At 73.4% G+C, this 13,318-nt stretch carries 16 protein-coding genes, 2 tRNA genes and 1 other RNA gene; 12 read left to right on the forward strand and 7 right to left on the reverse strand.

The features are described 5' to 3' along the window. The first annotated feature begins 86 nt into the window (after nt 1-86). Genes ACQEVB_RS08680 through ACQEVB_RS08690 form a run of 3 tightly spaced genes read left to right on the forward strand, consistent with a single transcriptional unit; the run spans nt 87 to nt 1,483 of the window. A complete protein-coding gene (locus ACQEVB_RS08680) occupies nt 87-605 on the forward strand; it encodes a tRNA adenosine deaminase-associated protein (protein ID WP_432967212.1) in 519 nt (172 codons plus the stop codon). Further along, on the forward strand, nt 602-1,057 hold the full coding sequence (locus ACQEVB_RS08685; RefSeq protein ID WP_432967214.1) for a nucleoside deaminase: 456 nt from the start codon (nt 602-604) through the stop codon (nt 1,055-1,057). The genes ACQEVB_RS08680 and ACQEVB_RS08685 overlap by 4 nt, the downstream gene beginning before the upstream one ends. A 9-nt stretch (nt 1,058-1,066) precedes the next feature. Next, complete coding sequence (locus tag ACQEVB_RS08690) at nt 1,067-1,483, forward strand: NUDIX hydrolase (protein WP_432967216.1); 417 nt, start codon at nt 1,067-1,069, stop codon at nt 1,481-1,483. A gap of 11 nt (nt 1,484-1,494) precedes the next feature. Here the strand turns inward: ACQEVB_RS08690 and ACQEVB_RS08695 are convergent, their stop codons facing one another. Genes ACQEVB_RS08695 through ACQEVB_RS08705 form a run of 3 tightly spaced genes read right to left on the reverse strand, consistent with a single transcriptional unit; the run spans nt 1,495 to nt 3,967 of the window. Next, complete coding sequence (locus ACQEVB_RS08695) at nt 1,495-2,274, reverse strand: amino acid ABC transporter ATP-binding protein (RefSeq protein ID WP_432967218.1); 780 nt, start codon at nt 2,272-2,274, stop codon at nt 1,495-1,497. Then, nucleotides 2,271-3,110 carry an amino acid ABC transporter permease gene (locus ACQEVB_RS08700; RefSeq protein ID WP_432967220.1) on the reverse strand — a complete coding sequence of 280 codons (840 nt, stop codon included), beginning with the start codon at nt 3,108-3,110 and terminating at the stop codon, nt 2,271-2,273. The genes ACQEVB_RS08695 and ACQEVB_RS08700 overlap by 4 nt, the downstream gene beginning before the upstream one ends. Further along, nucleotides 3,107-3,967: an ABC transporter substrate-binding protein gene (locus ACQEVB_RS08705; protein WP_432967222.1), complete on the reverse strand. Its 861-nt coding sequence runs from the start codon at nt 3,965-3,967 to the stop codon at nt 3,107-3,109. Before ACQEVB_RS08705 ends, ACQEVB_RS08700 begins: the two co-directional genes overlap by 4 nt. Nucleotides 3,968-4,031: 64 nt before the next feature. Here ACQEVB_RS08705 and ACQEVB_RS08710 point away from each other — a divergent pair. Then, a tRNA-Ser gene (locus tag ACQEVB_RS08710) sits at nt 4,032-4,116 on the forward strand. A gap of 107 nt (nt 4,117-4,223) precedes the next feature. On the opposite strand, the gene ACQEVB_RS08715 is transcribed toward ACQEVB_RS08710, so the two are convergent. Continuing rightward, a complete protein-coding gene (locus ACQEVB_RS08715; RefSeq protein WP_432967224.1) occupies nt 4,224-4,667 on the reverse strand; it encodes a GNAT family N-acetyltransferase in 444 nt (147 codons plus the stop codon). A 72-nt stretch (nt 4,668-4,739) separates the two neighbouring features. On the opposite strand from ACQEVB_RS08715, the gene ACQEVB_RS08720 reads away from it, so the two are divergent. From ACQEVB_RS08720 to ACQEVB_RS08730, 3 genes are read left to right on the forward strand one after another with little or no spacing between them, the layout of a single operon-like run. Continuing rightward, the gene (locus ACQEVB_RS08720; protein WP_432967226.1) at nt 4,740-5,180 is read left to right on the forward strand and encodes a protein-tyrosine phosphatase family protein; all 441 of its coding nucleotides are present in this window, start codon (nt 4,740-4,742) and stop codon (nt 5,178-5,180) included. After that, on the forward strand, nt 5,180-5,521 hold the full coding sequence (locus tag ACQEVB_RS08725; protein ID WP_432967228.1) for a YnfA family protein: 342 nt from the start codon (nt 5,180-5,182) through the stop codon (nt 5,519-5,521). The genes ACQEVB_RS08720 and ACQEVB_RS08725 overlap by 1 nt, the downstream gene beginning before the upstream one ends. Beyond that, nucleotides 5,518-5,958: an HIT domain-containing protein gene (locus tag ACQEVB_RS08730; RefSeq protein WP_432967230.1), complete on the forward strand. Its 441-nt coding sequence runs from the start codon at nt 5,518-5,520 to the stop codon at nt 5,956-5,958. The genes ACQEVB_RS08725 and ACQEVB_RS08730 overlap by 4 nt, the downstream gene beginning before the upstream one ends. 7 nt (nt 5,959-5,965) lie before the next feature. Here ACQEVB_RS08730 and ACQEVB_RS08735 read toward each other — a convergent pair whose 3' ends face one another. Further along, nucleotides 5,966-6,934 carry a helix-turn-helix transcriptional regulator gene (locus ACQEVB_RS08735; protein ID WP_432967232.1) on the reverse strand — a complete coding sequence of 323 codons (969 nt, stop codon included), beginning with the start codon at nt 6,932-6,934 and terminating at the stop codon, nt 5,966-5,968. 53 nt (nt 6,935-6,987) lie between these two features. On the opposite strand from ACQEVB_RS08735, the gene ACQEVB_RS08740 reads away from it, so the two are divergent. Together ACQEVB_RS08740 and ACQEVB_RS08745 are read left to right on the forward strand one after the other, a co-directional pair. Continuing rightward, nucleotides 6,988-7,992, forward strand: a complete 1,005-nt coding sequence (locus ACQEVB_RS08740; RefSeq protein ID WP_432967234.1) for a zinc-binding dehydrogenase — start codon at nt 6,988-6,990, stop codon at nt 7,990-7,992. An 86-nt stretch (nt 7,993-8,078) separates the two neighbouring features. Next, a complete protein-coding gene (locus tag ACQEVB_RS08745; protein WP_432967236.1) occupies nt 8,079-8,501 on the forward strand; it encodes a RidA family protein in 423 nt (140 codons plus the stop codon). On the opposite strand, the gene ACQEVB_RS08750 is transcribed toward ACQEVB_RS08745, so the two are convergent. Then, the gene (locus ACQEVB_RS08750; RefSeq protein ID WP_432967238.1) at nt 8,444-8,980 is read right to left on the reverse strand and encodes a pyridoxamine 5'-phosphate oxidase family protein; all 537 of its coding nucleotides are present in this window, start codon (nt 8,978-8,980) and stop codon (nt 8,444-8,446) included. The two genes, ACQEVB_RS08745 and ACQEVB_RS08750, sit on opposite strands and share 58 nt — an antisense overlap. A 262-nt stretch (nt 8,981-9,242) precedes the next feature. Continuing rightward, a tRNA-Ser gene (locus ACQEVB_RS08755) sits at nt 9,243-9,327 on the reverse strand. Nucleotides 9,328-9,381: 54 nt separating this feature from the next. On the opposite strand from ACQEVB_RS08755, the gene ffs reads away from it, so the two are divergent. The 3 genes from ffs to ACQEVB_RS08770 all read left to right on the forward strand — a co-directional run bounded on the left by ffs (nt 9,382) and on the right by ACQEVB_RS08770 (nt 13,274). Next, nucleotides 9,382-9,476, forward strand: an RNA gene (gene ffs / locus ACQEVB_RS08760) — signal recognition particle sRNA small type. A gap of 59 nt (nt 9,477-9,535) precedes the next feature. Beyond that, on the forward strand, nt 9,536-11,890 hold the full coding sequence (locus ACQEVB_RS08765) for an HAD-IC family P-type ATPase (RefSeq protein WP_432967240.1): 2,355 nt from the start codon (nt 9,536-9,538) through the stop codon (nt 11,888-11,890). A 34-nt stretch (nt 11,891-11,924) separates the two neighbouring features. Beyond that, a complete protein-coding gene (locus ACQEVB_RS08770; protein WP_432967242.1) occupies nt 11,925-13,274 on the forward strand; it encodes a DUF2786 domain-containing protein in 1,350 nt (449 codons plus the stop codon). Nucleotides 13,275-13,318 lie beyond the last annotated feature (44 nt).

Genomic DNA, 13,318 nt, shown 5'->3' on the forward strand with positions numbered 1-13,318 from the left:
TCCTGGCATCTCCACCAGGTGACGGGCAGGGCAACTTCCCCGGTGTGGTTTGGGGCACAGGGGCCTTCGGGATTACCGTAGGAGGCATGGCCGTGCAGAGCGTCTCGAAACCCGCCGACGTGCGGGAACAGGCCCTGCCCGGATTCGCCGTCGCCGCGGTCCGGGAGGACGGTCGATGGCGCTGCTCGCTGCTCGATCCCGAGGCGCTGGTCGACCTCGACGCCGCGATCACCGAGCTGCGCGCCCTGCGCTCGACGGGCGCCGTGCTCGGCCTGCTCGACGTCGACGACGAGTTCTTCGTGCTGCTGCGCCCCATCCCCGGCGGCGTCTCGCTGATGGTGAGCGACGCAGCGGCCGCGCTCGACTACGACGTGGCCGCCGACGTGCTCGACCTGCTGCGCATCGAGCTGCCACCGGACGACGACGCGCTCGACGACCCGTGGCCGGAGGGCGATCTCGCCATCCTCGCCGACCTGGGCCTGCCGGCCGACGAGCTGGAGGTGCTCGCCGCCGAGCTGGAGCTCTACCCCGACGAGCAGCTCACCGCGATCGCCCGCCGCTGCGGGTTCGCCGACGCGTTCGCCGAGGCCGTCGGAGCGCGTTGACCAGCGCCGACGAGGCACTGCTGCGGCGTGCTCTCGAGGTCGCGGCGCGGGCACCTCGCACGGGTGACGTCCCGATCGGCGCCGTCATCGTCGATGCCGAGGGTCGCGAGCTGGCCGTCGCGTGCAACGCCCGCGAAGCACTCGGCGACCCGACCGCGCACGCCGAGGTGCTGGCCCTGCGTGCCGCGGCGGCGGTCCGCGGCGAGTGGCGGCTGGAGGGCACCACGCTCGCCGTGACGGTCGAGCCGTGCACGATGTGCGCCGGCGCGATCGGGCTGGCTCGGGTGGCGCGGGTGGTGTTCGGCGCATGGGAACCCAAGACGGGCGCGGTCGGCTCGCTGTGGGACGTCCTGCGCGACCGCCGGCTCGCCCACCGGCCCGAGGTGGTGGGCGGGGTGCTGGCCGCCCAGGCGGCGGCGCTGATGGAGGGGTTCTTCGCGACCCACCGTTAGGGTGATCGGGTGGAGCCGGATCGCCGCACCCGGGTCGGGGCGTACGTCCTCTGTGAACGGTCCGGCGAGCTGCTGCTCGTCCGCTTCCGCAGCGTCGACCGGTGGACCCTGCCCGGCGGCGGCATCGACCACGGCGAACGGCCGGAGGACGCCGCGGTGCGCGAGGTCGCGGAGGAGACCGGGCTCGTCGTCGAGCTCGGCCCGCTGCTGACGATCGACTCCACGATGTGGCACCACGAACGGCACGGCCGCCCCCGCGAGACGCACGCGCTGCACGTCGTCTACGCCGGCGAGGTCATCGGCGGGCAGCTGCGCGACGAACCCGAGGGCAGCACGGACCGCGCCGCGTGGGTGCCCCTGGACGAGGCCCGGCAGCTCCCGGCCTCGACGATCCTGAAGACCGTGCTGGCGCTGCGCACGGTCTGAGTGCGCGCTCTTCAGCCCAACCGCCCGGCTGCGATCACCCGCGCCAGGAACTGCCGGGTCCGCTCCTCGACGGGGTCGCCGAGCACCTGCTCCGGCGGACCGGACTCCAGCAGCACCCCGCCGTCGAGGAAGCACACCCGGTCGGCGACCTGCTTGGCGAACCCCATCTCGTGGGTGGCCATGAGGATGGTGGCGCCACCGTGGGCCAGCTCGCGCACGATCGCGAGCACCTCCCCGACCAGCTCCGGGTCCAGCGCCGACGTGATCTCGTCGAGCAGCAGCAGCCGCGGTCGCACGGCCAGCGCGCGGGCGATCGCGACGCGCTGCTGCTGGCCACCGGAGAGCCGGTCGGGGTGGACCTCGGCGAGGTCGGCCAGGCCGACCCTGGCGAGCAGCTCGTGGGCCCGGTCGTCCGCCTCGCCCGCGGCCAGCCCGTGCACGACCCGCGGCGCCAGGGCGACGTTCTGCAGCGCCGTCATGTGCGGGAACAGGTTGAACGCCTGGAAGACGATCGCCATCGACTTCTGCGCGGCGACGCTGCCGCCGGGCTTGTGGCGGCGCCGGCGGGTGTCGGCGCGCGGGTCGGAGATGTCGACGCCGTCGAGGAGGATGCGGCCGTCGTCGATGTCGTCGAGGAGGTCGATGCAGCGCAGCAGCGTCGACTTGCCCGAGCCGGACGCGCCGATGAGCGCCACCACCTCGTGCTCGGCGACGGCGAGGTCGACGCCGCGCAGCACCTGCCGCCCGCCGTAGTGCTTGACGAGCCCCTCCACCTGCAGCACCGGGGTCATGCGCCGCGCCAGCCGGATCGGGCCGCGACGGCGTCGGCGATGCGGCCGGTGGGCACCGACAGCAGCACGAAGAGCAGCGCCGCCACCACGTACGGGGTGAAGTTGAAGCTGCGGGCCTGCTCGATCTGCGCGGCGCGGATCGCGTCCACGGCACCGAGCACCGAGATCAGGCCGACGTCCTTCTGCAGCGCCACGAAGTCGTTCAGCAGGGGAGGGAGCACGTTGCGCACCGCCTGCGGCAGCACCACCAGCCGCAGCGACTGGCGGTGCGAGAGCCCCAGCGACCGCGCCGCCGCCCGCTGCGACGGGTGCACCGACTCGATGCCCGCGCGGAACACCTCAGCCACGTACGCGGAGTACGTGAGGATCAGCGCGACCGTGCCGAGCACCACGACGTCGGTCGGCACGCCCTGCAGGCGCAGCGCCGGCACCCCGTACCCGATCAGGTAGAGCGCGATGAGTACGGGGATGCCGCGGAAGAGGTCGACGTAGCCGGTGGCGAGCGCGCGCACGGGGAAGAACACCGGCCCGCGCAGCGTGCGCAGCACCGCGATCACCAGGCCCACCAGCAGCACGCCGACCTCGGCGACCACCAGCACGCGCAGGTTGAGCCACAGCCCCTCCAGCACGGCGGGCAGCGCGTGCCACGCCATCGCCGGATCGAAGAACGTCGACTGCACCCGGGGCCAGCCGGGTGCGCTCGTCACGCCCCACCAGAGCGCGCCCGCGAACACGACCGTCGAGACGAGCGCGACGGCCGTCGAGCGGCGGGCCCGGGCACGCCGGTACGCCGCCCGCTCGACGGCCAACGGGCTGAGCACGACCACGTCGCTCACTTCAGCTCGGGCGCCGCCCCTGCGGAGGCCAGCCACTGCTTCTCCAGCGCGGCGAGCGTGCCGGCCGTGCGCAGGCGATCGACCGCCGCCGACACGCAGCCGGTCAGCGGGCTGCCCTTGTCCAGCACTGCGCCGAACTGCTCCGGCGTGCCGGCGGAGGGCGGCAGCTGGCCGATGATCTTGCCGTTGTCCAGCTCGGCGCCGGTGATGTAGAAGGCGGTCGGCAGATCGACGACGAGACCGTCGATCTGCCCGTTCTGCAGTGCGAGCTTGGCGTCGTCGTTGGTGGTGAAGACGGCGGCCTTCGTGGTGGGCGCGATCTGCTCGTTGAGCGCGTCGAGGCTGGTGGTGCCGACCTGCGCGCCCAGCTTCGCGCCCTTGAGCTGCGCGATCGACGTGGCGCCTGCGATCGGGCTGGAGGCCAGCGTGATCACCGTCTGCTTCACGTCGTAGTACGGGGAGGAGAAGTCGACGGCGTTGCGGCGCTCGTCGGTGATGGAGAACTGGTTGAGATCCAGGTCGTAGGTCTTCGGCCCGGGCTGGATGGCCGCGTTGAACGGCACGCGGACCCACGTGACCTTGTCCTTGGCGTACCCGAGCTCGCCGGCGATCGCGTACGCGAGCGCGCTCTCGAAGCCCTTGCCCGAGGCCGGGTCGTCGTCGGCGAACCACGGGGCGTAGGCGGGCTGGTCGGTGCCGAAGGTGAGCGTGCCCGCGGTGCGGGTCTGCAGTGCGCCCTTGGCGCAGCCGGCGGCATTGCCCGCGGGGGCGGCCGGTTCCGGGGCGGGAGCACAGCCGGCCACTGCTGAGCCGAGCACGACGGCGAGCAGGACGGCGGCGAGGCGAACGCGGTTCACCAGCGCATTCTGTCGTGCGCCACCTGAGGGAACTCCGTGAGGGGCCTGGAGTAAACTGGTCGGCGGTAGCGTGTCCGAGCGGCCGAAGGAGCGCGCCTCGAAAGCGCGTGATGTGCAAGCATCCGTGGGTTCAAATCCCACCGCTACCGCACCTGCGACGCCGGGTCTCCCTGGGGAGGCCCGGCGTTCGTGCTTCTCGTCGATGTTCAAGGGTCCCCTCCTCGTCCTGGAGCCCGCACGCTCCTGGACGGGGGTTTCACTCCGGCTTCGTGCTGCTCTCACCCGGCAGCGGCTTCACCCAGCGCGACCACTGCTCCTGCGGCGCGTAGCCGGCCGCCTTCCACGCCGGGTGGGCGAGGTGGTTGTCGTCGAGGACCATCGCGTCGGCGCGTCGCCCGCCGAGCGCGACGAACCGCTCCTCCGCGGCCGCCAGCAGCGCGGCGCCGATGCCCTCGCGGCGCCGGTCTGGGTGCACCGCCAACCGGTAGAGGTGGCAGCGCCACCCGTCCCACCCCGCCACGACGCACCCGACCAGCTGGTCGCCGTCCTCGGCGAGGACGACGGCGTCGGGATCGTGCGCGACGAGCCGGGCGACGGCCTCCCGGGTGTCGTTGCGGTCGGTCGGCTCCGCGGCGATCCGCCAGAACACCAGCAGCGCGTCGACGTCCGCGGGCCCGGCCGCGCGCAGCTCCCAGGTCACGCTCGCCACGGTAACCGGCCGCCGGATCACCCTCGTGCACACCAGTCGGCCGCTCGGGGTTGGATGCGGAGGATGAACGGTCTGGCCGGCGCGATCCTGCTCCCCGACGGCACGCCGATCCGTGGACGCGGCCGCCGCGAGCCGCTGCCCGGTGGTCCGCTGCCCGAGCTGGGGCTGTTCCTGGGCAGGCCCGGCCGGGACCCGCTGCCGGACTGGCCGGCGGAGCGGATCGACTGGCCCGACTTCCGCGTGCCCCGTGACACGCCCGCCGCGGTCACGGCCATCGAGACCGCCTACGCCGCCGCCCGCGACGGTCGCCGCGTCGAGGTCACCTGCGGGGGCGGCAACGGGCGCACCGGCACCGCGATCGCGTGCATGGCCGTGCTCGCCGGGCACCCGGCCGAGGACGCCGTCGCGTGGACGCGGGCCGTCTACCGGCCGCACGCCGTGGAGACGGTGTTCCAGCGGCGCTGGGTGCTGAAGTTCGCCGCGCACGTGGACGGGCGCTCGTGATGGACGTCGCCCGCTCGATCATCCTGTTCGTGCTCGCCGCTCTCGCCGAGATCGGTGGCGCCTGGCTCGTCTGGCAGGGCGTGCGCGAGCACCGCGGGCTGCTGTGGATCGGCGCGGGCGTGCTCGCGCTGGGCGTCTACGGCTTCGTCGCCACCCTCCAGCCGGACGCCCACTTCGGCCGGATCCTCGCCGCGTACGGGGGAGTGTTCGTCGCCGGCTCGCTGGCCTGGGGGATCGTCGTGGACGGGTTCCGCCCCGACCGGTTCGACTACCTCGGCGCCGCGCTCTGCCTCGCCGGCGTCGCGGTGATCATGTACGCCCCGCGGATGGGGGCAACGTGAACGACGAGTGCCTCATCTGCGCGAAGCACGCCAGCCGTGGGCCGCTGGCCGGCTGCCCGGTCATCGAGGAGGACGACCTCGTCGTGGTCACCCACCGGCCGGTCGACGCGGCCACCGGCCTCGGCATCGCCGGCCACGCGTTCGTCGAGACCCGGCGGCACGTCGCCCACTGGCCGGGGTTGACCGCGGCGGAGACCGACGCCGTGGCGCGGGCGGCCGGGCGAGTCGCGCGGGCGCTGGCCGCGGAGTTCGGCACCGACCTCGTCATGTCCCTGATCGCGGGCATGTCCGTGCCGCACTTCCACCAGCACGTCTTCGTCCGGCACCCCGGCACCCCGGAGGACCTGCCGTGGTTCCGCTCCAGCGAGTGGTCCGGCGCCCCGCAGCTGACGGCGTCCGAGCTGGCTGCGCTCGCCGAACGGCTCGCGCCGCGGTGACGGCACCTCACCCGCGGTGCGTCCGGGCGTAGCGCAGCACTGTCGCGGCGAGCCGCTCGTACTCCTGCGCCAGCTCGGCCGGCTCGACGATGGTCAGCTCGGCGTCGAGGAGCAGCAGCCAGCGGGCGACGGCCGAGAGGGTGTCGGCGCCGCACCGGACCACGCACGTGTCGTCGGTCAGCGGCTCGACGGTGCCGAACGCCGGGTCGATCCACGGCTCGACGGCGGCCGCGGGCGCCGCGACCTCGACCACGGCCTGGACCTGCTGGATCTCCGTGCCGAGCTGCGCGACGACGTAGGCGGTGAGGTCCTCGGCGGGCGGCTCGCGGACGCCGGCGGGCCGGTCGGTCGCCACGACGTCGCCGAGCTGGTCGAGGCGCAGCGCGGCCCACGCGCCGGCGGTGACGTCGTAGGCCACCAGGAACCAGCCCTGGCCGGCGTGGACGAGCCGCAGCGGGTCGAGCAGCAGCTCCTCCGTGCCGCGGCGAGCGGTGGTGCGCCGGCGTTCCCGGCAGGCGACGGCCGCGGTGGTGAGGGTCTCGACGGGCACGGTGGCGGGGGTGCTGCCGCGGATCGTGCCGGCGTCGGTCTGCTGCACCTGCTCGGCGAGCGCCTCCACCTGCGCGCGCAGCCGGCGCGGCATCACCCCGACGAGCTTCGTGAGCGCCTGCATGGTCGCCTCGGCCAGCGCCGGGTCGGCCGTGGTGCTGGCGCTGCGCAGGGCGAGGACGGTGGCCACGGCCTCGGCCGCGTCGAACATGAGCGGCGGCAGGCTGGTGCCGGGGGCGAGTCGGTAGCCGCCGTCGGCGCCGTAGCGGGCGTCGACGGGGTAGCCGATCGCGCGCAGCCGGTCGACGTCGCGCCGCACGGTGCGCGTGGACACCCCGAGCCGTTCCGCCAGCTCGGCGCCACCCCATTCGCGGCGTTGCTGCAGCAGTTCGAGGAGCCGAAGGAGCCGGCCCGGGGTGTCCCACATCACTTCAGCATAGAGGACAAGTTCCGTCCGCCATGCCTCATATCGTCCTTCTCATGACCACGAAGACGAACCGCGTGACCCTGACCCAGCACCGCAAGGGCACCGAGCCCACGACCACCCTCACCAGCGTCGACGAGGTCGAGCTGCCGGAACCGGGAGCCGGCGAGGTCCTCGTCCGCACGACCTGGCTGCAGCTCCCGGCCGTGCTGGCCGACCTGATGCGGCCCGACCCCGGCCTGCCGATGCCGGGCTTCGAGATCGGCGCGACGGTGGGCGGTCCGGCCATCGGCACGGTCGTCGCCTCGAACGCCGACGACCTCCCGGTCGGCACCGCCGTCGTGCACCGCCTCGGCTGGCAGGACCTCGTCGTCGCCTCGGCCGCCGAGGTCTTCCCGGTGCACCCCGGGCTGCCGGAGCCGCAGTACGCCCTCAACCAGGGCACGACGGCCTACCACGGGCTCGTCGACATCGCCGAGGTCGGCCCGGGCGACGTCGTGTTCGTCTCCGGTGCCGCCGGCGGCGTCGGCTCGATGGCCGGCCAGATCGCGAAGGCGCTGGGCGCTCGCGTGATCGGTTCGGCCGGTGGGCCGGCCAAGTGCGCGTACCTCGTCGACGAGCTCGGGTTCGACGTCGCGATCGACTACCGGGCCGGCGACCTCGCCGAGCAGCTGCGCGCGGCCGCGCCGGACGGCATCACCGTCTTCTTCGACACGGTGGGCGGCGACGCCTTCGAGGCGGCCGTCAAGGCGGCGGCGCACGGGGCGCGGTTCGCGCTGTGCGGCGCGCTGGCCGGCCAGCTCGACGACAGCGAGGGCGCGCACCCGCGGCTGGACATCATGACGGCGATCGTGAAGGAGCTGGTCATCAGGCCGTTCAGCACGCTGCACACGCCGGAGCAGATCATCGCCTGGAACACCCACTACGGGCAGTGGCTGGCGGAGGGTCGGATCGTCTACCCGGCGACGATCGTCGACGGCGGCATCGCGGACGCACCCGCCGTGCTGGACGGGATGCTGGCCGGCGCGTACCGCGGCAACGTGCTGATCCGCGTGCAGTAGCGGGACCTCGGGAGGGCCCGGACCGGTAACCGGTCCGGGCCTTCGCGTCGACGGAAACGGGTGGCGTGGCCCGCTACGGTGCGGGCGTGCCGTCCGCCGTCACCTTGATCCGCTCGTCCCGCCTGTCCGACGTCGCCGAGTACGCCTACGCGGCCACCGCGCCCGCCGCAGCCCGCCTGATCTTCCTCGCGGGTGCGTGCCCGCTGAACGCGGACGGCACGACCGCTGCGATCGGCGACTACGCGGGGCAGGCGCGCGTCGCCGTCGACAACCTGCGCACCGCGCTCGACGACGCCGGCGCCGCCCTGACCGACGTGATCAGCACGCGCGTGCTCGTCGCCTCGAACCACCAGTCCGACCTGGGCACGGCGTGGGCGGTCGTGCGGGACGCGTTCGGCGACCACGACGTGCCCAGCACGCTGCTAGGGGTGACCGTGCTCGGCTACGCCGATCAGCTGGTGGAGATCGAGGCGGTGGCGGCCGTCATCGACGCCGGATCGGGGCAGTAGGCGGCCATCCACGTCGGCTCGATGCGGTAGTAGACGACGGTGGTCCAGTCGAACGCGTCGTCGCCGTAGTGCTCCTTGAGGTAGGCGAGGGTCTCCGGCCACTGCGGGTCGTCGCCGAACGGCGGGTTGATCGGCCGGGCGTGGCCGTGCGTGAACACGCCCAGGTCCTCCCCGCGCAGGTGGGACGCGCTGATCCCGGGTCGGGCGGCGAGGTGACGGGCCTTCGCCGCCGACGGGTCGGTGCCCACCACCCAGCAGCCGTGCAGGAAGTGCCCGTCCGCACCGCTGATGCGCGGCTCACCGGCGCGGGTGACGGTCGCGATGGACAGGGTGCACATCCCGGTCACCACGCGGACGAGCTGTTCCGCCGTCAGCGACCGCTTGGCCGTGACGATGGACTGCAGATGGCCGGTCGCGCCCTTCAGGGACGCATCGAGCAGGTCCTGGAGTCGGCCGATCTCGGCCTCGGTCTCGTACACCGCCCGAGTACACCGCTCAAACCTGACAGGTGCTGGACAGTTCGCCCGGTCAGGTCGCCACCCACTGCCGGTACGCGGGCACGTCGACGTTGCTGCCGCAGACGACGGTGACCGATGGTCGCGCCCGGATGCGCTCGAGCTTCACCGCCGGCGCGGCGTGCGAGGCGACGACCGTGACGTCGAGCCCACGGTCGCGACCGACCAGGAGCTCCCAGAAAATGGCCGACGGGGTGTGCCTGCCCGGCGCACCCCGTCCGACCTGCGGAGGATAGGGGATTCGAACCCCTGAGGGATTGCTCCCAACACGCTTTCCAAGCGTGCGCCCTAGGCCACTAGGCGAATCCTCCGTCGACGAGCATAGCCGGGTGGCCCGGCCGCCTTGCGACCCCACTACACTGGTCCACGGACCCCGCGCGGCGTCCATCCTGTGAACTCCCCCAGGGCCGGAAGGCAGCAAGGGTCAACGGGCTCTGGCGGGTGCGCGGGGTCCCCTTGTGCCATCGGATGCGTGAGTGCTCGCGGGCCGTATGTCCGGAATGCGTATTCTCCGGTGGCGTGTCCACTATCGAGCAGAATGTCGGCATCCTGCGCGGGTTGACCGCGGCGGAGGTCGCCCGGCGGGTCGCCGACGGCAAGACGAACGACGTGCCGGCGCGGGCGAGCCGCAGCGTCGGGGAGATCGTCCGGGCCAACGTCCTCACCCGGTTCAACGCGATCGTCGGCGTCCTGTTCGCGATCATCCTGGTCATCGGGCCGATCCAGGACGGCCTGTTCGGCTTCGTGATCATCATCAACACGCTGATCGGCATCGTGCAGGAGCTGCGGGCCAAGCGGACGCTGGAGCGGCTCGCGATCGTCGGCGAAGCACGTCCACGGGTGCGCCGCGACGGGACGGTCGTCGAGCTGGCGCCGAGCGGCGTCGTGCTCGACGACGTGATCGACCTCGGGCCGGGCGACAAGATCGTCGTGGACGGGGTGGTGCTCGCGGCCGACGGGCTGGAGGTCGACGAGTCGCTGCTCACCGGCGAGTCCGACCCGGTGCACAAGCAGGTCGGGGACCGGTTGCTGTCGGGCAGCTTCGTCACCGTGGGCACCGGTGCGCAGCAGGCCACGCGCGTCGGCCGGGAGGCCTACGCGGCGCAGCTGGCCGAGGAGGCGAGCCGGTTCACGCTCGTCGACTCCGAGCTGCGCAACGGCATCAACACGATCCTGAAGGTCATCACGTACCTGCTGGTGCCGGCCGCGGTTCTGATCATCTGGAGCCAGTTCCGCACCCAGGGCACCGACATCGACGACGCGCTGCGCGGCATGGTGGCGGCGCTGGTGCCGATGGTCCCCGAGGGCCTGGTGCTGCTGACGAGCATCGCGTTCGCCGTCGGCGTGGTGCGGTTGGGCCGTCGCCAGTGCCTGGTGCAGGAGCTGCCCGCGATCGAGGGGCTGGCCCGCGTCGACGTCGTGTGCGCCGACAAGACCGGCACGCTCACCGAGAACGGCATGCGGCTGGCCGAGGTGCGGCCCTTCGCGGGGCACGACGAGGCCGGGCTGCGGCGCGCGCTCGGCGCGCTGGGCGCTGCCGATCCGCGGCCCAACGCGAGCCTCGCGGCCGTCGCGGAGCACTGCCCGGACCCGGGCTGGTCGGTCGCCGCGACCGTCCCGTTCTCCTCGGCGCGCAAGTGGAGCGGCGCCAGCTTCGCCGGGGATCAGCACTGGCTGCTCGGCGCTCCGGACGTGCTGCTGCCCGCCGGCAGCCCCGAGCGGGCCACGGCCGACGAGGTCGGCGCCGGCGGCCTCCGGGTGCTGCTGCTCGGGCGCGCGACGGCCACCGTGGACGCCGACATCGATCTCGCGACGGTCGTCCCGGCCGGACTGGTCGTGCTGGAGCAGCGGGTCCGCCCCGAGGCGGCCGGCACGCTCGCCTACTTCGCCGAGCAGGACGTCGAGGTCAAGGTGATCTCCGGCGACAACGCCCGCTCGGTCGGCGCCGTCGCGCACTCGCTGGACCTGCCGCGCGCCGACGCCCCCGTCGACGCGCGCGAGCTCCCGGCCGAGCGCGAGCCGCTGGCCGACGCGCTGGCCGCCGGCACCGTGTTCGGCCGCGTCACCCCCGCGCAGAAGCGCGACATGGTGGGCGCGCTGCAGTCGCGCGGGCACACCGTCGCGATGACCGGCGACGGCGTCAACGACGTGCTCGCGCTCAAGGACGCCGACATCGGTGTCGCCATGGGTTCGGGCAGCCCGGCCACCCGCGCGGTCGCGCAGATCGTGCTGCTGGACAACTCGTTCGCCACGCTGCCGCACGTCGTCGCCGAGGGCCGGCGGGTGATCGGCAACATCGAGCGGGTCGCGAACCTGTTCCTCACCAAGACCGTCTACTCGGTCTTCCTGGCCATCGCCATCGGCGTCATCGCGGTGCCGTTCCCGTTCCTGCCGCGGCACCTCACGCTGATCGGCTCGCTGACGATCGGCATCCCGGCGTTCTTCCTGGCGCTCGCGCCGAACACCGAACGGGCCCGCTCCGGGTTCGTGCGCCGGGTGCTGCGGCTCGCGCTGCCGTCCGGGCTGATCGCCGGGACGGCGACGGTCGCCACCTACCTCATCGCGCGGGCCGACACGACCGCGACGGAGATCCAGCAGAGCACCGCCGCCGTCGTGACGCTCTACCTGGTCGCGACCTGGGTGCTCGCGGTCGTCGCGCGGCCGTACGCGTGGTGGAAGCTGTTCATGATCGCGGCGTCGGTCGGCGCGTTCTCGTGGGCGCTGTTCCTGCCGGTCTTCTTCGGGCAGGGGTTCTGGGAGCTCGACCCCGGGCACGGCCCGACGATGGTGGTGGCGCTGCTGGTGTCCGCCAGCGCCGTCGTGCTGGTCGAGGTGGCCTACACCGTGGTGAACCGCGGCCTCGCCCGCCCGTGACGGAACTGTCGGACCCGCTCGGCACACTGTCCCCATGAGCCGCCGCAACCGCGAGAAGCGGGCCGCCAAGCAGAAGGCGCGTCAGCGCAGCGCCGCTGCGTCGGGCCGGTCCGCCGATCCCGGACCGGCAGGGTTCCGCACCGCGGACGACCGCGCCGTGCTGCGCGAGGCGATGATCGACGGCATCCGGCGCGGTGCGGTCTGCACCTGCGACGACATCGACGGCCACGCTGCCGAGCTGGTCGCCGACTTCGGCGCGGAGGCGGGCGAGCTCGACGCGGCGACCGACACTGCGGTCACGCGCATGGTCGGCGAGATGTGGCGGCGGGGATGGCAGCCGTTCGACCTCGTCGAGATCGTGCGCAGGCGCCTCGACCGGGAGATCGCCGAGTACGTGGCCGAGGCGGTGGTGCTGGAATCCCGGCGGTACGCGGCGGCGGCCGTGCATCCGCGCTGGCGCGCTCAGGTCGCCGGCATCGAGGCGGGTGCCGCGCTGCCGGAGCCAGGTCGGCCGCACGTGCGCACGTGGCGGGCCCGAGCGGGGCTCGCCCAACGGGCCGGGCTGGGTGCGGTGCTGCGGATGCTGAGCCTGATCTGCAGGCTGCCCGTCTTCGAGCGGTTGCTGCCGCTGCCCGGCGAGAGCCGCCACCACGTCGGTGAGCCGGCGCAGAGCGACCAGAAGGCGCTGGCCAAGGTGCGCGCCCTGCTGGCCAAGGCGGAGTCGACGCAGTTCCCTGAGGAGGCCGAGGCGCTGTCGGCGAAGGCCCAGGAGCTGATGAGCCGGTACTCGCTCCACCAGGCGGTGCACGACCATGATCGCGGCCGGGCACCCGTCGTCTCCGGGCGGCGGATCTGGCTCGAGGCGCCGTACCTCGACGCCAAGGCACTGCTCGTGCAGGAGGTGGCCGGCGCCAACCGGGCGCGCACGGTGTGGGCCAGCACGATGGGGTTCGCGACCGTCGTCGGCGCCGACGCCGATCTCGATGCGATCGAGCTGCTCACCACGTCGCTGCTGGTCCAGGCCGGCCGGGCGATGCTGGCCGAGGGCAGCCGGATCACCCGGGCGGGCACGTCGCGCACGCGGTCGTTCCGCCAGTCGTTCCTCATCGCCTACGCCCGCCGGATCGGGGAGCGGCTCGCCGCGGCCGACTCGGTGACCACGGAGGAGATCGACGCGGAGGTCCGGGCCGAGAGCAGCGCTGCCGACAGCACGCTGCTGCCCGTGCTGGCTGCTCGTGCCTCGGCCACCGATGCGCTGGTCGAGGAGCTGTTCCCGCACCTGGTGGCCCGCGGCTACTCGGTGTCCAACGCCGACGGGTGGGCGGCCGGGCGGGCCGCGGCCGACCAGGCCCACTTCGGGGTTCGCGGGTCGATCGCGGGGTAGGGCCGCGTCGTGGGCGCTCCGATCCCGGTGGGTAGCCTCCAGCG

It is taken from the genome of Pseudonocardia sp. CA-107938 (genome assembly GCF_050936315.1).
Taxonomy (GTDB): domain Bacteria; phylum Actinomycetota; class Actinomycetes; order Mycobacteriales; family Pseudonocardiaceae; genus Pseudonocardia.